Annotated in this window: 28 protein-coding genes; 18 read left to right on the top strand and 10 right to left on the bottom strand. The window is 61.2% G+C overall.

What is annotated here, in order from left to right; translation table 11 throughout:
• Window positions 1-8: 8 nt before the first annotated feature.
• Window positions 9-488 (bottom strand): DUF3576 domain-containing protein, encoded by a 480-nt coding sequence (locus G405_RS0107155; RefSeq protein WP_022700833.1) that lies wholly within the window; start codon window positions 486-488, stop codon window positions 9-11.
• 251 nt (window positions 489-739) lie between these two features.
• Here G405_RS0107155 and G405_RS0107150 point away from each other — a divergent pair, with 251 nt between their 5' ends.
• Both G405_RS0107150 and G405_RS0107145 read left to right on the top strand, forming a co-directional pair.
• A complete protein-coding gene (locus G405_RS0107150; protein ID WP_022700832.1) occupies window positions 740-1924 on the top strand; it encodes a porin in 1185 nt (394 codons plus the stop codon).
• A 98-nt stretch (window positions 1925-2022) separates the two neighbouring features.
• Entirely contained in the window at window positions 2023-2589 is a 567-nt protein-coding gene (locus tag G405_RS0107145) for an NtrZ family periplasmic regulatory protein (protein ID WP_156861410.1), read from the top strand.
• Here the strand turns inward: G405_RS0107145 and G405_RS0107140 are convergent.
• Entirely contained in the window at window positions 2586-3203 is a 618-nt protein-coding gene (locus G405_RS0107140) for a thiamine phosphate synthase (protein ID WP_022700830.1), read from the bottom strand. The two genes, G405_RS0107145 and G405_RS0107140, sit on opposite strands and share 4 nt — an antisense overlap.
• Between G405_RS0107140 and G405_RS0107135 the strand changes: the two genes are divergently transcribed.
• A complete protein-coding gene (locus G405_RS0107135) occupies window positions 3202-3897 on the top strand; it encodes a YggS family pyridoxal phosphate-dependent enzyme (protein ID WP_022700829.1) in 696 nt (231 codons plus the stop codon). The genes G405_RS0107140 and G405_RS0107135 overlap by 2 nt on opposite strands.
• On the opposite strand, the gene G405_RS0107130 is transcribed toward G405_RS0107135, so the two are convergent.
• Window positions 3894-4403 carry a L,D-transpeptidase family protein gene (locus G405_RS0107130; RefSeq protein WP_022700828.1) on the bottom strand — a complete coding sequence of 170 codons (510 nt, stop codon included), beginning with the start codon at window positions 4401-4403 and terminating at the stop codon, window positions 3894-3896. The genes G405_RS0107135 and G405_RS0107130 overlap by 4 nt on opposite strands.
• A gap of 329 nt (window positions 4404-4732) precedes the next feature.
• Here G405_RS0107130 and G405_RS0107125 point away from each other — a divergent pair, with 329 nt between their 5' ends.
• Together G405_RS0107125 and G405_RS0107120 are read left to right on the top strand one after the other, a co-directional pair.
• Window positions 4733-5419, top strand: coding sequence for a response regulator transcription factor (locus G405_RS0107125; RefSeq protein WP_022700827.1), 687 nt, complete (start codon window positions 4733-4735; stop codon window positions 5417-5419).
• 236 nt (window positions 5420-5655) lie between these two features.
• Window positions 5656-6270 (top strand): helix-turn-helix domain-containing protein, encoded by a 615-nt coding sequence (locus G405_RS0107120; RefSeq protein ID WP_028284611.1) that lies wholly within the window; start codon window positions 5656-5658, stop codon window positions 6268-6270.
• Here the strand turns inward: G405_RS0107120 and G405_RS16450 are convergent.
• The 6 genes from G405_RS16450 to G405_RS0107090 all read right to left on the bottom strand — a co-directional run bounded on the left by G405_RS16450 (window position 6251) and on the right by G405_RS0107090 (window position 13218).
• Complete coding sequence (locus tag G405_RS16450; protein ID WP_022700825.1) at window positions 6251-6700, bottom strand: BLUF domain-containing protein; 450 nt, start codon at window positions 6698-6700, stop codon at window positions 6251-6253. The genes G405_RS0107120 and G405_RS16450 overlap by 20 nt on opposite strands.
• A gap of 9 nt (window positions 6701-6709) precedes the next feature.
• On the bottom strand, window positions 6710-8065 hold the full coding sequence (locus G405_RS0107110; protein WP_022700824.1) for a globin-coupled sensor protein: 1356 nt from the start codon (window positions 8063-8065) through the stop codon (window positions 6710-6712).
• 113 nt (window positions 8066-8178) lie between these two features.
• Complete coding sequence (gene xth / locus G405_RS0107105) at window positions 8179-8988, bottom strand: exodeoxyribonuclease III (RefSeq protein ID WP_022700823.1); 810 nt, start codon at window positions 8986-8988, stop codon at window positions 8179-8181.
• A gap of 32 nt (window positions 8989-9020) precedes the next feature.
• The gene (locus G405_RS0107100; protein ID WP_022700822.1) at window positions 9021-9647 is read right to left on the bottom strand and encodes a hypothetical protein; all 627 of its coding nucleotides are present in this window, start codon (window positions 9645-9647) and stop codon (window positions 9021-9023) included.
• Between the two features lie 303 nt (window positions 9648-9950).
• Entirely contained in the window at window positions 9951-11996 is a 2046-nt protein-coding gene (locus G405_RS0107095; RefSeq protein ID WP_233346049.1) for a putative bifunctional diguanylate cyclase/phosphodiesterase, read from the bottom strand.
• Between the two features lie 220 nt (window positions 11997-12216).
• Window positions 12217-13218 (bottom strand): adenosine kinase, encoded by a 1002-nt coding sequence (locus G405_RS0107090; RefSeq protein ID WP_022700820.1) that lies wholly within the window; start codon window positions 13216-13218, stop codon window positions 12217-12219.
• Window positions 13219-13355: 137 nt separating this feature from the next.
• Between G405_RS0107090 and G405_RS0107085 the strand changes: the two genes are divergently transcribed.
• The gene (locus tag G405_RS0107085) at window positions 13356-14252 is read left to right on the top strand and encodes an ATP-grasp domain-containing protein (RefSeq protein ID WP_022700819.1); all 897 of its coding nucleotides are present in this window, start codon (window positions 13356-13358) and stop codon (window positions 14250-14252) included.
• Here the strand turns inward: G405_RS0107085 and G405_RS0107080 are convergent.
• Window positions 14249-14833, bottom strand: a complete 585-nt coding sequence (locus G405_RS0107080) for a hypothetical protein (protein WP_022700818.1) — start codon at window positions 14831-14833, stop codon at window positions 14249-14251. The genes G405_RS0107085 and G405_RS0107080 overlap by 4 nt on opposite strands.
• Window positions 14834-14878: 45 nt before the next feature.
• Between G405_RS0107080 and G405_RS0107075 the strand changes: the two genes are divergently transcribed.
• From G405_RS0107075 to G405_RS0107020, 12 genes are all read left to right on the top strand, one after another.
• On the top strand, window positions 14879-15382 hold the full coding sequence (locus G405_RS0107075) for a universal stress protein (protein ID WP_022700817.1): 504 nt from the start codon (window positions 14879-14881) through the stop codon (window positions 15380-15382).
• A 90-nt stretch (window positions 15383-15472) separates the two neighbouring features.
• Window positions 15473-16033: a NifU family protein gene (locus G405_RS17275; RefSeq protein WP_028284608.1), complete on the top strand. Its 561-nt coding sequence runs from the start codon at window positions 15473-15475 to the stop codon at window positions 16031-16033.
• A gap of 94 nt (window positions 16034-16127) precedes the next feature.
• Entirely contained in the window at window positions 16128-16766 is a 639-nt protein-coding gene (locus tag G405_RS0107065; protein WP_022700815.1) for a malonic semialdehyde reductase, read from the top strand.
• 3 nt (window positions 16767-16769) lie between these two features.
• Entirely contained in the window at window positions 16770-17417 is a 648-nt protein-coding gene (gene tsaB, locus G405_RS0107060; RefSeq protein WP_022700814.1) for a tRNA (adenosine(37)-N6)-threonylcarbamoyltransferase complex dimerization subunit type 1 TsaB, read from the top strand.
• Window positions 17414-17857: a GNAT family N-acetyltransferase gene (locus G405_RS0107055; protein ID WP_022700813.1), complete on the top strand. Its 444-nt coding sequence runs from the start codon at window positions 17414-17416 to the stop codon at window positions 17855-17857. The genes tsaB and G405_RS0107055 overlap by 4 nt, the downstream gene beginning before the upstream one ends.
• A 92-nt stretch (window positions 17858-17949) precedes the next feature.
• Window positions 17950-18366 carry a Fur family transcriptional regulator gene (locus tag G405_RS0107050; protein ID WP_028284606.1) on the top strand — a complete coding sequence of 139 codons (417 nt, stop codon included), beginning with the start codon at window positions 17950-17952 and terminating at the stop codon, window positions 18364-18366.
• Between the two features lie 125 nt (window positions 18367-18491).
• A complete protein-coding gene (miaB, locus tag G405_RS0107045) occupies window positions 18492-19898 on the top strand; it encodes a tRNA (N6-isopentenyl adenosine(37)-C2)-methylthiotransferase MiaB (RefSeq protein WP_022700811.1) in 1407 nt (468 codons plus the stop codon).
• The gene (locus G405_RS0107040) at window positions 19895-20908 is read left to right on the top strand and encodes a PhoH family protein (RefSeq protein ID WP_022700810.1); all 1014 of its coding nucleotides are present in this window, start codon (window positions 19895-19897) and stop codon (window positions 20906-20908) included. Before miaB ends, G405_RS0107040 begins: the two co-directional genes overlap by 4 nt.
• Complete coding sequence (gene ybeY / locus G405_RS0107035) at window positions 20901-21377, top strand: rRNA maturation RNase YbeY (RefSeq protein WP_022700809.1); 477 nt, start codon at window positions 20901-20903, stop codon at window positions 21375-21377. The genes G405_RS0107040 and ybeY overlap by 8 nt, the downstream gene beginning before the upstream one ends.
• A 2-nt stretch (window positions 21378-21379) precedes the next feature.
• On the top strand, window positions 21380-22303 hold the full coding sequence (locus G405_RS0107030; protein ID WP_022700808.1) for a hemolysin family protein: 924 nt from the start codon (window positions 21380-21382) through the stop codon (window positions 22301-22303).
• Between the two features lie 3 nt (window positions 22304-22306).
• Window positions 22307-23929, top strand: coding sequence for an apolipoprotein N-acyltransferase (gene lnt, locus G405_RS0107025; RefSeq protein ID WP_022700807.1), 1623 nt, complete (start codon window positions 22307-22309; stop codon window positions 23927-23929).
• A gap of 56 nt (window positions 23930-23985) precedes the next feature.
• Complete coding sequence (locus tag G405_RS0107020) at window positions 23986-24420, top strand: helix-turn-helix domain-containing protein (protein ID WP_028284604.1); 435 nt, start codon at window positions 23986-23988, stop codon at window positions 24418-24420.
• The last annotated feature ends 14 nt before the right edge of the window (window positions 24421-24434 follow it).

Here is a 24434-nt window from a genome sequence, read left to right as displayed (position 1 = left end):
TGTGCGGATTAGTCCTGAATGGTCTGAATGCGCAGCTGGCGTGCACGGGTCAGAATGGCGTTTTCGATCTGGATCCGGGTTGCAGGATCAACCTCGGCGTCCGCCCAGTCGCCATCGGCGCCGCGCACTTGCTTGAACAGCTGAACGGACAGGGCGTCGGCCCGCAAGCGGGTATCCAGAATGTAGACAGTCGCCTTGAAGCGCTCATTCTGGATCTCGGGATTGGCGTACCAGTCGGTGATGATGACGCCGCCGAACGGATCGACTTCAGAAAGCGGCATGAAGGACAGCACTTCGAGAGAAGACCGCCACAGGAAGCTGTTCACGCCGATGCCGGCTTCAGGTGCGTCGCTGACCTGTCCGCCGCCGCCGAAGACGCCGCCCAGAAGACCACGATCCTGACTGTTGTCGCCACGTGATGCGCATGCAGCCAGGCTCATCACACAAGCGGCGACGGCGAACGGAGTGATCAAACGGCGAAACAACATGTAAACGGCTCCCGGCCAAGCGGTTTAGCGCCGGTTTCCGACGCGTCTTTATCTTATTGCTCTATAGCATGCCGGTGCGCGGACGCCAGTCTTGAGGCTGGCGCTCTTGACGGAACAGCTGTTGTTTTCATGTCACAAATATTCAATTCCGCCGTCTGATTTGGCCTGTCAGCTTGACGGTCAGCATGGGTTAGGCGGAGAAAACAAGGGCACGTCCGGGGGGACGGGGCCGTTCGGCGAGGCCACGAGTTATGACCTGTTTCCGTAAGGCGCTGATTTTAGGCGTCTTCTCAGGCGGGCTCGTGGCCGCGCCGACATCAGCCTGGAGCCAGGATGCTCCGGCGCGCCCATCTTTTCTTTCTGAAACACATTTTGAGTTTGAAGCGGATGTTGATCTCGTCGTCGGGGTCGGAGAATCCGCAGTTCGAAAAGACTCGCCTTACGCCGATCTGACGCTGCGCGGCTCCAGTGAAACCCTCACAGAGCAAGCCTGGCGCTATGGAATCGAGCTTGAAGCGCGTCTGACCAGCTCGGACGGGCGGCGCGGCTTGGCGCGTTCCGGGTTGATCGGACCCGAAGTCTCAGGGCGCCCTGTTGCGGGTCTGTTGACGGGCTTGTCAGGCGATGCGGGGCTTGATGACGCCAGTGCGCGGTTCATCGCTGAACAGGCGCAGCTCTATCTTCAGACACAATGGGTGAAACTTCGCGCCGGATTGGGCGAGACTGCTGCAGAGTTGGAAGCGTCTGAGCCGCTGCACACGTTTCGCCTGACCCGCGCTCAGGGCGGGCTGTTTGACCTGAGCGGTCTGAATCTGGCGGATACCGGGCTGACATTGGCGGATGCAGCGCCGACTGTGTCGGTTCAAACGCAACGCCTTGTGGGTCTGAGGATGTCAGCATCCTTTGCGCCAGACAGTGACCCCTGTGCGCAGGGTTGTCATCCGGCCGGACCTGAGGTTCTGCGTGCCGATTTGAGCGCGATCTGGTCGCTGGCCGCCAGTTTTGACCGGCGCTCGCCGTCAACCGGCGTGCGGTGGAGCGCATCACTGGGGTATGAATCCGCGCAGGCGGAAGGTCCGGTCGCAGGCCTGTTCGATAATCCCTGGCTGTTGCGGGCGGACGTGGTGCGCCAGGCGGGCGATCTGACGCTCAACATGTCTGGTCTGACTGGGTCAGACGGCTATCTGGACGCTGAATACGACAGTTTTGGCTTTGGGTTGGCGTATGAACAAGGCGACTGGGTCTATGGCGCCGAGCTTGGGTATGGCCGGTCTGAATTGGTAGGCGCCGAGAGTGTCAGCGCGCTCATCGGCGCGTCCCGGCTGGTTGGCGCGAACGGGTTATTGGGAGTTGGGCTCATGACGGTGCGTGAACGTGCGAACGGCGCGGATCGTGACAGCGTTCAAGTGCTTGTAGAGACAGGGTTGCGTTTTTGACACGCTCAATGCGGATTGTGACGGTCGGCCTCTTCCGGCGCCTTACAAGCGTCACAGGGCTACGCTATGTTTGAGTTTGAATTTGATTGGATGGACTGATGCGTTTCAAGACGCTCCTTGCGACACTGCTGTGCACCGGCGCTCTTTGCGCCGGCACGACGGCGTATGCGCAAGAGTCCAATTCCGACAATGCGTTCGCCTTGACCGGGGGCGCCAGCCTGGCCCCTGTGCTTGAGCCGTTCACGCTGTCTCTACGGACATTTGACGCCCTGGATGCGGCGCCCGACGCTGTGATGTCTGATCCGGTGGACCTGCCGTCTCGCCCAACCGTCATTGATGATCGCGGTTCGGCTTCTGCGCTGCCCTGGTATGAGCGGTTTACGCTTGCGCCGTCGGCCACGCGGTCGGTCTGGGCCCAGCCGTCTGACGAATTTCAGCTCCAAGCGGGCGATCGCTGGGGTGTGACGCTGGGATACACCGCGCCGGCGCGCGGTGATCAGGGCGTCGACCTGGAAGACTTCAGCGCTGGCGCTTTTATCGAGTTTTCGGACCATTTCCGCTTTGGCGGCGAGGTGCGGTTCACCTCTCCTGAAGAGCAGGTGTTTGGAGAAAACGGCGAGGACAAAGCGCCGGAAATCCGGTTCGAGTCCGCCTTCCGCTTCTAGGTTTGCGTCTCGCCTGACACGGCGCCCACTGCGCCAATTCCTGAAATCCCCAAGCCCTTTAGCCGTTTGATGGTGCGTAGGTTGACGCCGCCAAGCGCATAAACAGGCATTTCAGCATGACGTGCGAAGGCGGACAGCCTGAACGCGCCCATCGGGCGAGTGGCGCTGGGGCTGTGGGAGTGAAACGCTGTGGAAACGAAGGCGAGATCCGCCAGCGTCTGAGCGCGGCGCAGGGCTGAGGGGGTATGCGCGCTGGTGGAGATCAGCCCGTGTGAGCGTCTGACATTGGCGCCGGTCAGCCAGCGTTCCGGCCAGTGGACGCCGTCAGCCCCGGCCTCTGCAGCCAGATCAGGTTCCGCCGCGATCAGGCACAGCCCACCTTTATCGTGTTGGATTGTCACCAGTTCTACGGCTTGCGCGTGGAGGTCGTCCCGGCCGAACAGCCTCAGAATCAGGCCTGCTTGTTCTGGAAGCGCGTGGGCGAGAGCTTTCAAATCGGGCGTGCGGTTGGGATCGGTGAAGCAAAACAGGCCCGGCAAACCCGCTCGCGGGCCCTCCAGTGCGTCCGCCAGCCTTGCCAGACGGGCTGTGTCGTCATACCCAGTCATCGCCATGACAGACCTTTATCCCACTTCCATTGACGGCATCGCCGCAGCGCGCGCCGAGATTTTGACCCGTATCGCCAAAGCGGCCAAGCAGGCGGGGCGCTCCGACGATGCGATTGATCTGGTCGCCGTCTCCAAGGTCCAGCCTGATGAGCGGATCGACGCCATGCTGGCCACAGGTCAGCGCATTTTTGGTGAGAACCGGGTGCAGGAGGCGCAAGCCCGCTGGAGCGATCGCCGTACAGCCTACCCGGATCTGGAGTTGCGCCTCATCGGACCGCTTCAGACCAATAAGGCGGAAGACGCCTGCGCCCTGTTTGACGTCATCGAAACGCTGGATCGCGAGAAGCTGGCGGGCGCCTTGGTAAAGGCGATGGAGAAAACCGGCCGCCGGCCTTCGCTTTATGTGCAGGTCAATACCGGTGACGAACCCCAGAAAGCGGGCCTTGCGGTGGGGGAGTGCGTTGATTTCGTGCGCCATTGCCGCCGAGATCTCGATCTGCCCGTCGAAGGGCTGATGTGCATTCCGCCCGTGCAAGAGCCCGCAGCGCCCCATTTCGCCCTGTTGTCCAAATTGGCCGAGCGTGCCGCGGTCACAAAGCTGTCCATGGGGATGAGTTCGGATTTCGAGCTGGGCGTGCGTCTGGGCGCGACATCGGTCCGCGTGGGCTCGGCGCTGTTTGGCGAGCGGGTCAAGGCCTAGGGCGCGATCTCGATCCAGTCGTTCGTCGTCAAAAAGCCCACAAGCTCTACAAGCTGATCGCGCGCAATCGCGACGCAGCCCTCTGTGGGTTTGAACTCGGGCGAGGCGCAATGCAGGAAGATGGCGGAGCCGGCGTCAGGCTGGGGCGGATCGTCATTATGTCCGAGCACCACCACCAGATCATACAGCCCGTCTTCACGCGTCATCGTCTCACACGACGCCGGATAAGGCAGACGCACAGGCAGGTTATAGGCCGGATCTGACGCCGCATCGCACCAGCCGTCATCAGGCCGGATCGGATCGATCACCAGCGCGGTCTCAGGCTTGTCGATGCGGTCAGCCCGCCAATAGGCGCGGCGCACCCGCCATCGCCCGATCGGACTGGCGCCGTCGCCTTCAGATTTGAGTTCGGCGGCGATCACGCCTGAGCGTCCCAAAGCGCACGGGGCGTCAAATTCAGGGCCGGCCAGAGCGGCCTGTCGCGCGCTTGCGCTATACACCGTCATTCAAGATCTCCAGCCTGTGCACGGACTAACACGTATGTGAAACGGAGTATGGGCGCCGTAAGAGGGTCGGCGACGGGGTGCGTTTCGCCTTTTGACAACGCGATAGCGTACCCCGTTCGCCTCCCCCACCACGGCGGGCGGCCTCACGAAAAAATTCGCAAGGCTCACAAAGGCGTCAGGCAAGTTTCACGCCGTTTGGAGTACACCCGCCTTGTATTGAGATTGCGCGTTAGACGTTGCGCAAACGGGTGCGGACGGGCAAGGCTTACCGGGCGAAATGCGGCCGGTGGGCGCAGTTTGCCGGGCCTCGCCCGACTGGAGACAAAGCCATGACGAACAAGAAAACGATCCTTCTGGTTGATGATGATGACGATCTGCGCGAAGCCCTGGCCGAGCAGTTCAGCTTTGAAGATGATTTCAAGGTGCTCACCGCCGACGCCGCCAAACCGGGCATGGAGCTTGCTCGATCCGAGCCGGTGGACATCATCATTTTTGATGTGGGCCTGCCCGACATGGATGGCCGCGAAGCCTGCCGCCATTTGCGCAAGGACGGCGTAAACACCCCGATCATTCTGCTCACCGCCCAGTCCGGCGACGCCGATCACGTGCTGGGTTTACGCTCTGGCGCGGATGATTTCCTGGCCAAGCCGATCAGCTTCGTGGTGCTGCTCGAGCGCGTGCAATCGCAATTACGCCGGCATCAGCAAAGCGAAGACGCCGTGCTGCAGGTTGGCCCCTATCGCTTCAAACCAAGCATGAAGCTTTTAGTGGATGGTGAGGACAGAAAGACGCGTCTGACCGAGAAAGAAACCAATATTCTCAAATACCTGTATCGAGCCGGGGGGCAGCCTGTGGCGCGTGAGGAATTGCTTGATCAGGTCTGGGGGTATCACCGCGAAGCCAACACCCACACGCTGGAAACCCATGTCTATCGGCTACGTCAAAAGATAGAGCCCGACCCCCAGCACGCCCGGCTGCTGATAACCGAGAGTGGGGGCTACAGGTTGCAGATGTAGTCAGAGAGCGACATGCAGCGGTGCTGAGCCGGTGACAGGCACCGCCAGCATGACGCGAATGAGAATCATTGAATTCCAGAGCGCCTTCAGGGGCTTGAGGCGGGGATATGCGGGATAGCGCCCACGAGCGCCTTACATTAAGGTTCTGTAATCCACATTAATTTTGTGTATATTAAATACCTTGAGATTGTAGGTCTTTAGACCACATCACTCCTAGAAAAACAGGGGGGTGGTGCTTGATTAAATCGGAAGATACCGAGGTTGGAAAACTGTTGCAGGCGTTCCGGCGAGAGACGGGCGCCAAACAAGCATCGGTGGCGGAACAACTCGGCATTAGCCAAGCTCATTATTCCAGAATTGAAACCGGCGCCCAGCAGCCATCCTTTCACCTGCATGCCCGGATCATGCGGTTGCTCGAAGATGTCCGGTTCCAGTATTCCTTTGATCGGTGGCGCCTGACTGTGCGCATGTCTCCGACGCTTGTGAGCTTGATCCGGGGCAGGGGAAATGAAGTCGAGCTCATTGAATTTTCAAAAGGGTTCAGAGCGCTAGGGGGGAGTTACGCCCTGGTTGAGCCCGGAGATCGGCTGGACGGCGTATTAGGTGAAGACGCAGATGATCATTTCCAGCGTCTCAGGCAGGTGGGCGCTTTCAATGGAGAAGTGCTTCTGGTTGAAAATACCTGGCGGTCAAGCACGCCACATGGCGAGGCGTATTATCAGGCTGTTTCAACTGCGATCCCGGATGACCAGGGCGGAACAGCGCTTCATAGCCATCATCGACTGATCAAACAGCATGTTTATGAAGACACCATTCGCGAAGTCGGTGATTTCAGAATCCTGATGCGCTAGGGGTTTCCAGACCCGCTTCCGCGATAACGCCATGGCGTCGCAGCAGGCGCCCGCGATTGATGATGGTTTGAACGCTCACCGTATCAAAGTCGATCTGGGCGGGTTCCCAAGCGGGCAGATATGCAGGAGCGGCGAAGCCGATAGACCAGTCTTTGAAGGTTCTCTCTTCAAGCTCGTCGAAGTGTTTGAGTTGAACGCCAAAATGCCTTTTATCATGCTGGATTCGTTCAAAGGTTTCTTTGACTTTGGCGGTCGGACCTTCAAGAATCTGAAAGAAGCGGTTCACCTCGACGCCCAGAATGCCACTGATCTGATTGCGAGAATTGTGATCGCGTCCCGCATTCATGATCTCTCCCAACGGACCTGTGAGCGAGCCGGGGCGGATCGGAAAGCTGGGATAAGAGGTGTAGATGAGTTGGGATAAGGCCATGAACGATGCCTAGCCCCTCACTCTCATTGTGGAGAGAAACTGCTCCACGGACTCAGACAGGCTGGACGAACACGTCTGCACCTCCGTCGCCGCCGAGGTCATAACGTCGACGGAAATCGATGCGTCTCTGGCGGCTTTCTCCATGTCCGAGGACGCGGAGGCGACCGCTTCATTACCCTGAGCGGCGCTCGTTGAGCTGCGTGTAATCTCGGTGGTGGCGCTGGCTTGCTCTTCGACGGCTGCGCCAATTCCCATAGACGTTTCAGAGATCTTGGAAATGGTGTCCTTGATGAGCGACATCGCTTCCACGACAGTGCCGGTCGCAGCCTGGATCTCAGCGATTTCACCGCCAATTTCGTCAGTGGCTTTTGCGGTTTGATTGGCCAGCGTTTTAACTTCCTGGGCGACGACGGCGAACCCTTTGCCGGCCTCCCCGGCGCGCGCGCTTTCAATAGTGGCGTTAAGCGCCAGCAGATTGGTTTGCTCTGCAATTTGCTGGATCAAGGTGACGACGCCGCCGATCTGTGACGCCGCCTGATTGAGACGTTCTATGTCTGTGACCGCAGTTGTGGCGAGCTGCTCTGCTTTCCGGGCGATGTCGCTTTGGCTGTTTGCGCGTTCTGCGATTTCGCGCGTCGCAGATTCCATCTGATGCGAGGCCGCGGCGACGGCTCGAACGCTGGCGGCGGATTCTTCTGCGCCGGAAGCCGCGCTCACGGCCCGTTCAAGAGTGGCTTCGACCGTGGACGCAACTTTCTGTGAGGCGTCGCCAATTGTTTCCGAGACGGATGTAAGCGTGCCGACCAGATTGCCGACATTTTGCTCGAACTGCGATGCGAGCTCATGTCTCTCGCGCGCTGCGTTGGCTTCGGTTTCTTCAAGGTACAAGGAAACCGCCAGTTCCATGTCCAGGAAGATGGCTTTGACCAAGGCGTCCAGTTGGTTGTCCAGCACTTCAGTCTGGCGCGGACGAAGCCCCATGATCCCGGCGCTTTGGGACTTGGCGACCGCTCTGATCAGAGCGGAGGCCAGATGGGCGTAGCCGCCGATATAGTAACGCGGTTCAAGCCCAAGCCGGCTGTGAGCAAGCCCGATCCTGCGAACACCTTCGAAATAGGAGCTGTCAAAGCGACCGGAGACGATGGACATCCAGTGCGCCTGCTGACGCCCCTTGGCGCTGTCCATGTGATCTTCATCTGTGAAGAAGCGTGCAGCCGCGGGCGTCGACTTTATGACGTTGTAGAAAGCGGACAATGCGCCAGGCAAAACTTCTTCAATGGTTGGACGACACTGAGACAAGGCCTCTCGCGTCGGCGTGTCAAACCCCAGAAAGTCCAGACGTTCCGCCCGATCGTGTTCTTGCATGCTTTCCTCCACAGTCGGTTTGACTGTTGAGAGATTCATCAAAGCTGCAATGGTAATTCATATGCTTATTCGGTATTGTTTATACTCAGTTGAATTAAGATTTATTAACTATTCTATCCTAGCCGCAGGGTCACCGGCGCGTGATCTGAGGGCTTCTCCCAGTCGCGGGCCTCGTCCCAGATCCTGAAACTGTCGCGCCCGTCTTTGAGGGCCGCGTCCTTCAGCGCCGGACTGACCCAGATATGGTCGAGGCGCCGGCCGCGATTTGAAGCGCGCCAGTCCTTGCTGCGGTAGCTCCACCAGGTGAAGAGCTTTTCGGGTTCGTCAATCAGTTCGCGCGCAACGTCGACATACTCGCCCGCTTGCATCCAGGCGTTCAGCGCTTCCACTTCGACCGGGGTGTGCGAGACGACTTTCAGAAGCTGTTTGTGCGACCACACATCATGTTCGCGCGGGGCGATGTTGAAATCGCCGACCATGACGATGGGCGCGTTTTCCTTGGCGCGATCCGCGGCATAGCCCTTGAGCCGGTCCAGAAAGTCCAGCTTGTGCTTGAAGCGGGGATTGATCTCGGGGTCAGGTTCGTCGCCACCGGCAGGAATGTAATAGTTCTGCAGCTCGACCCCGTTCACTTGCACCCGCTGAAAGCGCGCTTCGCCGCGCGGGCACAGCGGGTCCTGATCCAAGGCCTCGATCGGGGTGCGAGACGCGATGGCGACGCCGTGCAGGCCTTTCTGGCCGACGATATGCAGATGGGGAAAGCCCATCTCCTCAAAGGCTGCGCGCGGAAACTGATCAGGCAGGCATTTGATCTCCTGCAGGGCGATCACGTCCGGGTTCGCCTGTTGCACAAAGCTGGCCACATGCGGGGCGCGCAGGCGGACTGAATTGATGTTCCAGGTGGCGAGGGTGAACGGGGTCATAGGAAATCCTGCTAGAAAATGCGTCGAAGAGATCAGAGGATATTGTAGGTGGCGCCGGCGACGCCGACCGGCCAGCGCCCGCGCACATACAGCCGCCAGCGCGCCAGGAAGGGATGCGGCGGGTCTTCGTCTTCCGCTTCCGCCATCAGCACGAGCACGGCGCCATGAGCGGCCTGAACCAGACCGCCAGCGGCGGCGTTGATCACGGTTTCATCAAACATGTCGTCCATGGAGGCGCTGGCTTCGGCGGCCTCCTTGGCGAGCTCGCCAATCTTTGACGCGACAAGCGTCAACGCCGCTTGAAGCGCTTGTTCATCCAGCCGCTCCAGTGCGCGCTCGACCAGTGCGGAGCGCTGCATTTCCTCAGCTTCCCAGGCCCAGGGGTCCCGGTCCAGGGTTTCGGCCGCCGCAATGGCGTCAGACCAGTCGCCCATCTCCGCGGGCTCGGCCTCGGGCATGCCCAGGCCATCCAGATAGGCGCGGGCCAGCGCCAGTTCCCGTGAATCGAGCGGTTCGCCGAGGCGCGAGAAAAAGGCGGGATCGCCGACGGATTCTGCGAAGGCGCGCGCCTTGTAAAGGAGCGGGATTTCATCAAGCAGGCGCGCAATCTCGTCTTCCGCGCCGCTATAGTCCGAAGGGGAGGGATCAAAATCGGTCATGCCCTCTGTTTAACGCGCCTTGCAGGAAGACGACAGCGGTCATGATAGTGGGGCTGAACGAAAATCGCCCGGCGACCTGGGGTGAAGTCGCCGGGCGTTTCGCCTCGCGTCCATCAGGGAAGACGCGGTGTCATGACGCTGGGGGGAGCGTCACGACGTCCTGAAGCGTCGGGGGGACGGCGCGCATTCAGGAGCAGCCCTCAGCTGCAGGTGTAAGAATGCCACAGATTTATAGAAAAGCGAATTAAAAAGTGGAAATATCTTGTAAGTGATATTTATGCATCATCCGGGGAGAGACCGGAACTAGCCGGCCACACTTTCCCGACCACCAGCAGATGCGAAGGTCACAAGCTCGGCGAAGGGCATGGGACGGCCAAACAGATACCCTTGCGCCAACGTCGCGCCCAGCGCGCGCAGGGCGCGGTACTGGTCATGAGTTTCGACGCCTTCGGCGACGGTCTTCAGCTTGAGGGATTTGGCCATGGCCAGGATGGTTTCAACCACAATGCGGGCGTGCTCGTCCTGGCTCATATCGCGCACGAAACTCTGATCGATCTTGAAGACGTCAAAGGGCATGCGGGTCAGATAGGACAGGGAGGAATGCCCGGTGCCGAAATCGTCAATGGCGAAGGTGACGCCCAGTCGGCGCAGCGGTTCGATCTGTTCGATCACGCGCTCGGGTTCACGCATGGCGGTGGATTCCGTCAGCTCCAGCTCCAGGAACTCAGGCGGCAAGCCGCTGTCCTGCAAGGCTTCCAGCACCGTCTGGGAGAAACCTTCGCTTTCAAACTGCATGGCGGAGACGTTCACAGCCACCGGCACATCCAGGCCGCGTTCACGCAATTGCTGGGCTTCATGGCACGCGCGGCGCAGCACCCAGTCGCCGATTTCACCGATCAGGCCGCACTCTTCCGCCGCCTGGATGAAGGCGCCGGGCGACAACAGGCCTGCCGTCGGATGGCGCCAGCGCACCAGTGCTTCTGAACCGGCGATCGAGCCGTCCACCATGGAGATCTTGGGCTGGTAGAAGACCACGAGCTGGTCGTCGCGTACGGCTTCACGCAGCTCGTTCTCCAGCACCAGTCGCTCAAACGCGCTCTGGTTCATGGAGGTCTCGAAGAATTCACAGGCATTGCCGCCGGCGCGTTTCACCGACGCCATGGCGAGGTCGGCGTGACGCAGCAGCGTTTCCGGATCCGATCCGTCGCGCGGGAAACAGGCGATGCCCGCGGAAATGCCCAGAAAGACCTGATGGCCTGAAATCTCGAAGGGGCGGCGCACCGAATCCACGATGCGGCGGGCCAGGCGCGCGGCGTCTGCGCTGTCGCGCAGGCGCGGCAGCAGGACGGTGAACTCATCCCCGCCCAGGCGTGCGACCATGGACGGTTCCTTGGTCAGATCGCCCTGAGACAGATCCCAGCCCCGGACGGCTTCGCGCAAACGGCGTCCGACGGCTTCAAGCAGACGGTCGCCTTCGCCAATCCCGAGGGAGTCATTGACGCGTTTGAAGCGGTCGAGGTCGAGAAACAGGATCGCGCCTTCTTCACCCGATTCAGACGCTTCGCGCGCCACGCGCTCGACTTCCTTACGGAAGCGTTCGCGGTTGGGCAGCTCGGTGATCATGTCCACATAGGCCAGGCGATGCACGCGCTTCACGGACGCGTCGAGACGCGCAAACATGCGGTTGAAGGCGTTCGCCAGCACTTCCAGCTCATCGCCGGTATGCACTTCGATACGCAGATCCAGCTTGCGTGAGGACGCCAGACGCGCGGCCTCAGTCAGGCGGCGGACAGGGCCCAGCGCCTTGCGCACGATCAGCGCGACCAGCGGCAGGAAGACGATCAGGGCCGCTATGGCGATCACCAGCTGGCGGATGATGATGTCGATGGCCGGGGTCACCACGGCGGACATGGGCACGGTAGCGACCACCGCGCCGATCAGACGGCCGTTGAAGAACACAGGCTCGGCGACGCGAATGTCATCGCCCACGCGTTCAACGCGGGTGTCCACAGCGCCGATGGCGGACTGCACCAGATGATCGGCGGCGCGATCACCGACGCCGTAGGGCACTTCGCCATTGAGCGCGATGACGCGCCCGTTCACATCGGCCACATAGACAGAGCTGACGTCCGGCCTCGCGCCGAAATCAGCCAGCAGACGATTGGTCAGGCCTTCAATGTCACTCACGGCGATGGCGTTGGCGGCTGTGGAGGTGAACAATTCAGTGATCAGCTCGGCATGGACCAGGCCCGCCGAATTATTGTCTTGGGACTTCAGCTGGTATTCGACAGCCATGAGCGCAGTCGTCGCGGCGACAAGGATCACCCCGCAAAGCAAAGTGAACTTCATCACCAGAGATCGCATCACTCTGGAAATTGCGTGTCTGATAGGCGCCATCAGGACCCCAGCTGCAGGCGAAAGGCGTGCGGAATGCACACGAAACACCGTGAGGCTGAACTGATGTGCTAAAAATCAGGTTAAGGACGAAGCGAAAAGTCAAAAAGGACCCCGCCGGGGCGGAGTCCTTGATGAAGTCTTACGCACTTTGCAGATCAGTACAGGCTGAATTCTAGTCCAGCGTGACGCCTTTCTGCGCCGCCAGATCCTTCAGCGAGACAAGCGGACGCGCGCCCATGTGCGAGATCACTTCAGCGGCGGCGATAACGCCCAGACGGCCGCAGGTGTGAAGGTCCGCGCCGCGCGAATACCCTGCGAGGAAACCGGCGGCGAACTGATCGCCGGCGCCGGTCGTGTCTACGATGGTTTCAACGGGGTCGGCGTCCACGCGCACTTCTTCATCACCGGACACGATCACGGCGCCCTTTTCAGAGCGGGTGATGGCGGCGACGCGGGTTTCTGCGCGCACTTTCGCAAGGGCCGTTTCAAAATCATCGACTTCGTACAGCGCCTTGATCTCGGCCTCGTTGGCGAACAACACGTCGATATGGTTTTTCACCAGATGGCGGAAGCTGTCACGGTGACGCTCCACACAGAACATGTCCGACAGGGTCAGGGCCACGCGGCGGTTGGCGGCCTGGGCGATTTCTGAGGCGCGCACGAAAGCGGCTTTCGCTTCGGGGCGGTCAAACAGATAGCCTTCCAGGAAGGTCACGGTCGCAGACTGGACCAGTGCGGGGTCGATATCGGCTTCATCCATCATTGTGGACGCGCCCAGGAAGGTGTTCATCGCCCGGCGCGCATCTTCTGGCACAGCGATCAGGCAACGCGCTGTGGAGGGGCCGTCCTTGAGCGGCTTGGTGTCGTAATGCACGCCGATCGACCGCAAATCATGGGCGAACACTTCACCCAGCTGGTCGTCAGCGACCTTGCCGATATAGGCGCCGCGGACGCCAAGGCTGGCCACGCCCGCGAGCGTATTGGCCGCAGAGCCGCCGGAGATTTCCTGCGCCGGCGGAAACGCCTCATACAGGGCCTGCGCCCGGTCTTCGTCAATCAGCAGCATGGCGTCCTTGGCCAGACCGTGTTGCTCGATGAAGGCGTCATTCACAGACGCGAGCACGTCCACAATGGCGTTGCCGACGCCAAGAACGTCGTAGCGGGTTTCGGTCATGTGAGGGTCATCCTGCAGCTGAAATCGGGGGGCGTGTACCGCGGGGGCACGGCAAACTCAACCCGCAGAAGGGTTCTGGAAAACCTCTATGGGACGGGTTAAGCGATTGCGCCAGCGCCATTTGACCGAGGAAGCCCATGACCCGCATCTGTTTTCTGACCTCCGCCGACATGATGAAGGATCGTCCGGGCGCCCGTGACGACTGGTTCGAGTTCGATCTGGAATTCGGCGCCTTGTCCAAGGCGTGCGCGGCGGAAGGGATCTCCCTGGAAGCCTGCATCTGGGACCAGCCGTTTGACGCCTCGGTCTATGATGGCTTCATGGTGGGCACGGTGTGGGATTATCCGCCCAAGCTGCAGCATTTTCTCGATACGCTCGATCGGCTCAATGAGATCGCCCCCGTTTATAACAGCCCGGCCCTGGTGCGCTGGAACATCGAGAAAACCTATCTCAAGGCGCTGGATGAAGCGGGCGCTCCCTCTATCCCGACGCTCTGGGCGGACAAGGCGGATGCGGACGCTATTGCAGCGGGGTTTGACCGGTTTGGCGGCGACAAGATCGTGGTGAAACCGCTGGTGGGTGGCGGTGCCTGGCGTCAGGCGCTGGTCAAGAAGGGCGAAGCCTTGCCCGACGCAGATGATCTGCCGCTTGGCGCCTGCCTGATCCAGCCCTTCCTGCCCGGCGTGCCGGAAGAGGGCGAATACTCGATGATCTTCTTTGGCGGGCGGTTCTCCCATGCGCTCAACAAGCGCCCCAAATCCGGCGATTACCGGGTGCAGTCGCTGTATGGCGCCACCGAAGTGCGTTGGGAGCCGTCCGAGGCGGATCTCGCTCTGGCGCGCGAGGTGCTCAACGCCGCCCGCGCCATCACCGGCGAGGACGAGTTTCTCTACGCTCGCGTCGACATGGTGCGCGGCCTGACCGGCGGGCTGGTGGTGATGGAGCTCGAGATCATCGAGCCGTATCTCTATCCCGAACAAGGCCCGGACATGGGCGCGGTGTTTGTCGAAGCGCTGAAAGACAAGCTCGCCTAACCTGCGTCCGGTTTGGCGGTGAAGCGCGTGATCAGTGCTTCGGGGTCGTAGGGCACAGGGCGTCCGGGGCGGAAGGCGAAGGCCAGATAGCCGCCGAGCGCCGCAAAGGGCAGACCCGCCAGCGCCAACATGGCGCTTTGCTCATTGAGCATCATCCAGCCCATATAGCTGATCGCCATGCTGGCCATCACCACCCCGACCCCGCCCAGGATCAGGCGTGAGCCCAATGTTTGCCCTTCCGTAAAGCGCACTGTGCCGAACCGGGGACGCAAGGCCTCGTGAAGGGCGACCAGCAGCGTCTGGAACTCCAACGCATTATCCTGCCAGTCACTCAAGGATACGGCGCGTCGACTGCCAAACAGGATCTCGCCAGACGGGCCGCTGACCCGGCACACCACCTGGCTTTGCGCGCCCGCCATCTCCACGGACAGGCGCACGCCGTTGACGGCGTCCAACGCAATCCGGCGCTCGAGCCGCCCCTCTTCCACCCATTCAAGGCGGTCAGAATACAAAATCACCTGCCGCGCCGGCCGCAAGGCGTTGCGTTGGTCGGTCATTTGGGCGAGCGGGGCGTCAGTCATGATGGTGTGTCTCAAGGGGCTGCGTCATGAGCCCTCTTGCCGGAAATGACGGAACGCGGCAACGTCGCAGACATGAGCACGCCGCGTAAATTCCTTCTGATCGCTGACGGCACCGAAGAAAGCCGCTCCGCCGCCTATTTCGCCGCCCGCCGCGCCCGCAATACGGGCGGGGTCGTCACCGTGCTGGCCGTGGTGGACACTGAAGGCGGGTTCGAACACTGGCTGGGTGTGGGCGAGACCATGCGCGCGGAAGCGCGTGAAGCCGCCGAAGCGGCGCTTGAAAGCCTGTCAGAGGATGTCGAGGAGGTCACCGAGACCCGTCCGGAAGTGATCTTGCGCGACGGCGATCTGATCGAGGCCCTGCGTGATCTGCTGGAAACCGACCCGGCGATTTCAATCCTCGTTCTGGGCGCATCGACCGGCAAGGACGGCCCTGGCCCGCTGGTCAGCGCGCTGGGCCGCGGCAAGGGTCTGTTTGAAGACCGGACCATTCCGGTGACGGTGGTGCCCGGCAATCTGTCGCGCGCCGATATCAAGGCGCTGACCTGACAGGCCATGATCCCTTACTTCGTCTGGGGTTGAACGCCGCCGCGCCACGGGCCATTTCAAGGGTTCACAGACCCGCGCAGGATGCCCGATATGTTTATCCAGACCGAAGACACCCCGAACCCTGATACGCTGAAATTCCTGCCCGGCCAGTCCGTTTCCATGGAAGGTCCGCGTGATTTCGCGACGCCGGAAGAGGCGGAAAACTCATATCTGGCGCGTGAGCTGTTTCGGGTTGATGGCGTCATCCGCGTTTTCGCCGGTCAGGACTTCATCTCTGTGACCAAGGCTGAAGGCGTGGACTGGCCCCATATCAAACCCGCCGTATTGGGCGCGATCATGGATTGCCTGGAAAGCGACAAGGCGCTCTTTGGCGACGCCGAGCATGACGGCCATGCCGCTTATGAAGGTGAAGCCGCCGGGATCGTGAAAGAGATCAAGGATGTCATCGACACGCGCGTCCGCCCCGCCGTGGCGCGCGATGGCGGCGACATCGTCTTTCACAGCTATGATGAAGGCTCGGGCGTGGTGCAGCTTCACATGCGCGGCGCCTGCGCAGGCTGCCCGTCCTCGACCCTGACGCTCAAGCAAGGCATCGAAAACCTGCTCAAGCACTATGTGCCTGAAGTGAGCAGCGTCGAGGCTGTGCTTTAATCGCTTCAGAACCAAATCAGACAAGTATGGTCGATCTTCACGTTGATCGCCTTCAGGCTGATTCACCCGTTGTCATCGTATCGGAGCCGCATTTATGACCGACGCCCAAGCCCCGCTCGCCCTGGAAGACCGTCATGGGGTGTTGCCCGATCACGCGCTGGACCAGCTGTTCCGCGGCGCGCGCACCTTTTATTCGTGGGAAGACAAGCCGGTGTCGGAGACGACCATCCGCGCGCTCTACGAGCTGCTGCAATATGGCCCGACCAGCGCCAATCAGTCTCCGGCGCGTTTCCTGTTCCTGCAGGGTGAACATCAGGCCCGGCTGAAACCGCACCTGATCGAACCCAATATCGAAAAGACCGTCACCGCGCCGGTGACGGTGGTTCTGGCCTGGGACTGGAACTTCCACGAGAAAGTGCCCCAGCTCTTCCCGCACAATCCGGAAGCGAAAGACTGGTTTGAGTCCGACGAAGCCCGGTTTGAAAACGGTTTCCGCAACAGCACGCTGCAAGGCGCCTATCTGATCATGGCGGCGCGTGCGCTGGGCCTTGATTGCGGGGCCATGTCAGGCTTTGACAAGGACGGCGTCGACGAGGAATTTTTCAAGAATGATCCCGAAATGGGCGCCTGGCGCTCCAATTTCCTGATCAATCTTGGATACGGCACCACTGAGAAACTCTTCCCGCGCTTGCCGAAGCTCAGCTTCGACGAGGGCGCCAAGCTGATGAAGTAAGCCATGAGCAAACCCGCCTTTCTGGTGGTGGACACGATCGGTCCCTGGTGCGCCTGCGCGGTGAAAGCCGGGGATCGAATCGTGATGCGGGCTGAAGAAATCGGCCGCGGCCATGCTGAAGCCTTGGCCCCTATGGTCGAGGACTGTCTATCAGAGGCCGGCGTCAGCCCGCAATCTCTCACCCGGATCGGCGTGAATGTGGGGCCGGGCGGGTTTGCCGGCACGCGCGTGGGCGTTGCGTTCACGCGCGGACTGGCGCTCTCGACCGGGGCGAAGGCGCTGGGCGTGTCCAATCTGGATGCATTGGCCCTGCGCACCGACCCCAAGGGCGAACGCACGGTCATGGCCATTCATGACGCAAGGCGCGGCGATCTGGTCTGGCGACTTTACACGCATGGCCGTCCGGTGACGGACATCTGCCATGGCAACGCCCATGACGCGCAAGATGAAATGGAAGCCTTTGGCGGGCTGTATCTGACCGGGTCTGGCGCGGCACTGGTGGGCGCTGATCCGAGCCATTTCGATCCGGCGCCGCCTTTGCGCGAACTGCTGCAGCTGACCGAGGCTGCGCCTGATGATGCGCCCTCTCCCTCCCCGCTCTATGCGCGTCCGCCGGATGCGAAACTGCCCGGCGGCCATACGCCGGCATGAGCGCCGTTGAAGGGTTTGAAGCCGGCGTTGAGGCGGCGGAGCTTTTCGCTGCGCTTCACGCCGCGTGCTTTGACGACCCCTGGAGCGAGGCGGACTTTGCCCGCTTGCTGGCGTCATCCGGCGTCAAAGGCCTGATTGCGCGGTCTGAGGCGACGCCGCAAGGCCTGTCGCTGATCCGCACGGTGGCTGGGGAATGCGAGCTTTTGACCATTGGCGTTCTGCCCGATGCGCGCCGGTCGGGCGTCGGGGCGTTCTTGCTGGCGCAAAGCGAGGCGGCGGCGCGCCGTTCGGGCGCCCGGCGATTGTTTCTGGAAGTGTCAGAGCGCAATACGGCTGCGAGCGCCCTATATGAGGGGGCAGGCTATCGTCAGATCGGCTTGCGCAAGCGATATTATCGCGACGGGGCCGCCGCACGGGTTCTGGCGCGCGATCTGGTCTGACATCGAAGTCGCGCGACATATGGACACGCCCCGCCGAGGCTGGCTATCAAGGACAGGACGGGGCGCACGCCCCACAGGTTAGGGAGTTGGCGATGCCGGATCGGATTGAGAAGCTCTGCGTGGAAAAAGGTCTGCGCATGACAGAACAACGCCGCGTCATCGCGCGCATCCTGTCGCAAGCTGAAGACCACCCCGATGCGGAAGAGCTGCATCGCCGCGCCTCGGACGTGGATTCGCGTATTTCGCTGGCCACCGTCTACCGCACCGTGCGCCTGTTTGAAGAAGCCGGCATCATCGAGCGTCATGACTTCCGCGACGGCCGCTCGCGCTATGAAGAAGCCTCAGACGACCACCACGACCATCTCATTGACCTGAAGACCGGCGAAGTGGTCGAATTCATGGATGAAGAGATCGAGCGCCTGCAAGAGGCCATCGCCAAGCGCCTGGGCTACAAGCTGGTCGATCACCGGCTCGAGCTTTACGGCGTAAAGATCGAGGACGGCAAATAGAGGGGCGTTAACCGCGCTTCAGGCAGCGGATCGTCAAGCGGCGCCTTGCATCCGCCCCACTCTATCCCCATAACCCGTCCTCCCTTATCCACATACTTTCGCCGCAAGGGAGGCCGGCTCCGCCCATGACCGATATCATTCGCGACGCCGACACCACGCACAAAGACCGCAAGCGCCTGTTCATCAAGACCTACGGCTGTCAGATGAACGTTTATGATTCAGAGCGCATGCGCGATGTCCTGGCGCCTTTGGGCTATGAGCCCGCCGACGAGCCCGACGGCGCGGATCTGGTGATCCTGAACACGTGCCATATCCGCGAGAAAGCGGCTGAAAAAGTCTATTCCGAGCTGGGGCGCCTGAAGCCGCTCAAGGAAGAGAAAGCCTCCACCGGCAAGCCGATGACCATCACGGTCGCCGGCTGCGTCGCCCAGGCGGAAGGCGCGGAGATCCAGCGCCGCGCGCCGGTCGTTGATCTGGTGGTCGGCCCGCAAACCTATCACAAGCTGCCTGAACTGATCGCCAATGTGCACCGCGCGCGCGGCGAAGCCCTCGACACCGAGTTCGAGGTCGAAGAGAAATTTGACGCCCTCGCCGGACCCGAGCGCCATGTGGAGGGCTTCACGGCCTTCGTCACCGTGCAGGAAGGGTGTGACAAGTTCTGCACCTTCTGCGTGGTGCCTTATACCCGCGGTGCGGAATGGTCGCGTCCGGTGGACCAGATCGTCGCCGAAGTACGGGCGCTGGCCGCCAAGGGCGTGCGCGAAGTGACGCTGCTGGGCCAGAACGTCAACGCCTATCATGGCGATGCGCCGAAGGCTGACGCCGCAGGCGGGGTTTGGGGCCTTGGCCAGCTGGTGCGCCATCTGGCCAAGATCGGCGGCATTGAGCGGATCCGCTTCACCACCTCTCACCCCAAGGACATGGACGACGATCTCATCCAGGCCTTTGCGGACGAGCCCAAGCTGATGCCGTATTTCCACCTGCCCGTGCAGGCGGGATCGGACAAGATCCTCAAATCCATGAACCGTTCGCACACGGCTGCGGATTATCTCGAGAGCATCGAGAAACTGCGCGCAGCTCGCCCCGACATCGCCATTTCCGGCGATATGATCGTGGGCTTTCCCGGCGAGACCGATGCGGATTTCGAGGCGACGATGGAGCTGGTGCGCCAGGTCAATTACGCGTCCTGCTTCTCGTTCAAATACTCCAAGCGTCCCGGCACGCCGGGCGCCGCCATGTTCAACCAGATCGACGAAGCGGTGAAAAGCGAGCGCCTGGCGCGCTTGCAGGCGCTTTTGTCAGAGCAGCAGATCGCGTTCAACCGCTCCATGATCGGCAAGACCTTGCCTGTCCTGTTTGAGCGCGAAGGCCGGTTTGAGGGCCAATTGTCAGGCCGCAGCCCCTATCTGCAGGCGGTTCATTGCGAAGGCCCGCTTGAACTCATCGGTCAGATCGCCAATGTGGAGATCACAGGGGCAAGCCAGAACGCCCTGTCCGGACGTCTGATTACAAAGGAAATCGCAGCCGCGTGAGCCGCTCATCAAAACCGCGTCGCCCCAAGCGGGCGGCGTCCGAAACGCTTCATTTTGAAGATTCCGATCTCGTTCGCATCCTTGCCGGGCCGGGTCACGAAAACTTCGCCACGCTCGAGCATGAACTGGAGGTTCAGCTTGAAGCGCCGGGCGGGGGTCAGATCGTGATCACTGCCGAAGAGGCGCGAGCGCGGATCGAGGCGCGTCGTGTGCTCAATGCGCTCTATGGCCGGGCAAGCGAAGGCCTGCCCATTGATCCGCCCGCCGCTCGAGCCGCCTGCCTGATGGCCGATGACGACGCCGGCGAAGAGATCGACGCTGTGATCCGGGTGCCGCGGGGCGCCAGCTTCGCCGCCCGCACCGATGGTCAGCAGGGCTATGTGAGATCGCTCAAAAACGATCGCGCCTATGACATGATCTTCGGCGTCGGCCCGGCCGGCACCGGCAAGACGCTGCTGGCGGTCGCTTATGGCGCCTCGCAACTGGCGCTGGGCAGCGTGGACCGGTTGATCATCACCCGTCCTGCGGTCGAGGCCGGCGAACGGCTGGGTTTCCTGCCTGGTGACCTGACCGAGAAGATCGATCCGTATCTGCTGCCGATCTGGGATGCGCTCCGGGACGCTCTGGGTCAGCGCCTGAGTGAGAAAATGCGCGAGGAGGGCCGGGTCGAAGTGGCTCCGCTGGCCTTCATGCGCGGTCGGACGCTCAACAACGCCTTTGTCGTCGTCGACGAGGCCCAGAACGCCACCATTCCTCAAATGCGCATGGTCCTGACCCGGTTGGGTGAAGGCTCGCGCATGGCGGTGACGGGTGATCCGACCCAGACCGATTTGCGTCGGGGGGAGCCTTCGGGCTTGCCGCATGCGTTACGCCTGCTTCAGGATGAACAAAGGATCGCCGTGCATCGCTTCACCCGCCATGATGTGGTGCGGCACGGTTTGGTGGCGCGCATCGTGGACGCCTATGAACGCGATGACGCCGTGCGCAGCGACGAGGCGGGTCATGTCTGAGGCGGTGATTGAGGCGGATTGCGTGGAATTTGTTCTCGAAGCCGAGAACTGGAGCGAGCATGAAGGCTTGCTGGACCGCTGCCGCGCCGCCATCGAAGCCGGGCTGGGTCAGCTGGAGGATCCGCGCGCCGGAGCGGCCGTGATCTTGTTCTCAGATGACGCCACCGTGCATGAGCTTAATCGCCGGTTTCGTGACAAGGACAAGCCCACCAATGTGCTGTCCTTCCCGGCGCCAGACCGTGAAGGCTATCCGGGCGACGTGATCCTGGCGTATGAGACATGCGCGCGCGAAGCACAGGCGGCGGGGCTTTCACTCATTGATCACGCTGCGCATCTGGCGCTTCATGGCGTTTTGCATTTAAACGGGTTTGACCATCAGGAGGAAGACGAGGCGACCGAGATGGAAGCGCTGGAGACGGCGGTTCTCACCGGTCTGGGGATGTCAGATCCCTACCTCGTACAGGAATAGGCATGAACGACGATCCGTCTTCGCGAAGTCTTTTGGCCCGTTTCAAACGGGCCTTTGGCGGGGCGCGCCCCGAAACCCAGGACGTTGAGCCGATTGTGAACGGCGCGCCTGATCCCATGGATGCTGGCGCATTCCTGGTGAATATGCGCGAGTTTCAGGACATGCGCGTGGATGATGTGATGGTGCCTCGCGCCGACATCGTCGCCATCGACATTGAAACGCCGCTCAAGGAATTGACGCGCACCTTTGGCGACGCCACGCATTCGCGCCTTCCGGTCTACCGCGAGACGCTGGATGACCCTGTGGGGCTGGCGCACATCAAGGACGTGCTGGGCTATATGTCCCGCTTCGCAGAGGAAGGCTCTGAGGGCGGGCCGGATGGTTGGGGCGATATGCGCATCTTGCCCGCTATTCGTCGCCCGCTGCTGTATGTGCCCGCCTCCATGCGCGCGTTCGACTTGCTGTTGAAGATGCAGTCTCGGCGCATGCACATGGCCCTGGTGGTCGATGAATTTGGCGGCACGGATGGGCTCGTCACCCTTGAAGACCTGATCGAACCCATTGTGGGCGACATCGAGGATGAGCATGACGAGGCGGAGACGCCCAACATCCTCGCCAAGGGTCCGCATTGCTGGGAAGCGGATGCGCGCGCCATGATCGAGGACCTTGAAGAGGTCGTGGGTTGCGAGATCGCCACCGAAGAAGAAGAGAATGATGTGGACACGCTCGGCGGGCTGGTTTTCCACCTGGCCGGTCGCGTGCCCGAGCGCGGCGAGGTGTTGGCGCACCCCTCCGGCTTTGAATTTGAAGTGCTCGATTCTGATCCGCGTCGGATCAAGCGCCTGCGCGTGAAGCCGGGCGCCGGATCGACGCTGGCGGGCGATGAAGCCAGCCGGATGGCCGCTGGCGCCATCAGTCCGGACTAGACCATGACCGGCGTCCTGCCCCGCCTGCGCCGGCTTCGGGCGGGATATCGCGCGCTGTCAGGCTGGCGGCTCTTCGCCGTGCTGTTCGGCTTGGGCGCATTCGGCGTGCTCGGGCATGCGCCCTTTTTCATCTGGCCCGCTTACGCCGTGGCGCTCACCGCTCTGGTCCTGACGCTGGATGACGCCAAACGCCGCCCGAAACCTTTGCGCAGCGGCTTTGTCCGCGCCTGGTGGTTCGCCAGCGGCCAGTTTCTGGCGGGTACAGGCTGGGTGGCGAACGCCTTCCTGGTCAGCGCTGGCGACCATGCCTGGCTGATATGGGCGCCTCTGATCTTGCTGCCGGCGGGGCTGGCGCTGTTCTGGGGGCTGGCGGGCGCCGTCTATGTCAGGCGCGCTCCGGCTCATGCCGGCCGGATCGCCGTGTTCATCCTGATTGTGATGGCTGTGGAGTATCTGCGTAGCACGGTGTTGTCAGGCTTTCCGTGGAACTTGCCGGGCCATGTGTTTGAAGCTGGAGGCGCGATCAGCCAGAGTGCGGCTCTGGTGGGCGCTTACGGCTTGTCTGTGCTGGCGCTCTGCCTGTTTTCAGCACCGGCCGCGTTCAGTGGTCCAGGCTCGCGCCTGTCGAGGTCTGTCCCTCTGATTATCGGGCTTGTTCTGATCGCCGCCAGCTGGAGTTTCGGACAAATCCGGTTGAGTCAGGCTCAGACTTTAGTCGAAAGCGATTATCAGTTGCAATTGGTGTCTCTCAACCTGCCTCAGGAGGAGAAACGTTACGCGGCGCGTCATGACATTCTGGATCAGTATCTGGCGCTGTCCTCGGACTTGACCGATGTGGATGCGATTATCTGGCCCGAAGGCGCGATCCCGGCGATGTTGCTGGAGTCGCCTGATCTGTTGGCGGAAATCGCGGACGCCTTACCCTCCGGGACGCGGTTGATCACCGGCACGGCGCGGACGGATCGGGGCCTGAACGGTCGTCCGCGCGCATATTTTAATTCACTCGTTTCCATGAAAATCGACAATAATCGCCCGATCCTTGAGGCGCAGTACGATAAATCGCGACTGGTGCCGTTTGGCGAAAGCAATCCATTCCTGTCGCTGACCGACTGGATGGGCTTTGAAAGCTTGTCGGAGATCGCGCCCTATTACAGTCCAGGCAGCGGAGCGCAAACTCTCGCACTGGACGGGTTGCCGAGTATGGCGCCTTTGATCTGTTATGAGGCTGTGTACTCCAGGTATTCACCAAGACAGTCAAATAGACCCGATTGGTTGTTGAATATTTCAAATGACTCTTGGTACGGGAATTCCGCTGGCCCTCAACAGTTGCTTAACCAAACTCAATATCGCGCGATAGAAGAAGGATTGCCGCTGGTTAGAGTCGCTGCTGCAGGTATATCTGGCCAGATCGATCCTTATGGTCGGCTCATTGAATCCATTCCGTCAAGTTCAACTGAAGTATTGTTGATTACATTGCTTGAAGGATTAGGCGATACGCCGTATGGGGTGTATGGAAATGCACTCTGGGTGATTGCTTCGCTTGTTTTGGCTGCAGTCATGCATTGTCTAACGGTTGTGTCATTTACGCATTCAGGTAGAGGCGCGCGACCGGCTGAGGGGCGTTGAGCGTATCGCATCAGACCAAACTATGGTTGTATGCTTTCGCAGATAAGGAATATGAGATGACTGCCAATCCGAGAGGTCCGAATGCGGTTGATCGCCATGTAGGATCGCGTATCCGGCTTCGTCGTCAGCTTCTGAATCTGAGCCAGGAAAAGCTGGGTGAAGAGTTGGGCGTGACCTTTCAGCAGGTTCAGAAGTATGAGCGCGGCACGAACCGGGTTGGCGCAGGACGCCTTTGGAATTTGGCGCGCGTGCTCGACGTGCCGGTGTCCTTTTTCTACGACGGTGTGAATGAGGGCGCAGGGCAGCCTGGCTTTTCTGAGGGTGATCAGACTCCGATCGTCGATGACTTCATCCAGTCTGCTGATGGCGTGGCGCTGGCGCAGGCGTTCGCGCGCATCAAGGATTCCAAGGTGCGCCGCCGAATTCTTGAGTTGGTGCGGACGCTGGCCGCTGAAGAAGCGGAAGCAACTGCGACCGAGCCTGCGTCCTAACTCAAGCGTGACCG

Source organism: Oceanicaulis alexandrii DSM 11625 (assembly GCF_000420265.1).
Lineage (GTDB): Bacteria > Pseudomonadota > Alphaproteobacteria > Caulobacterales > Maricaulaceae > Oceanicaulis > Oceanicaulis alexandrii.
The sequence above is the reverse complement of the archived record's forward strand: the minus strand, read 5'-3'. Positions and strand labels throughout refer to the sequence as shown.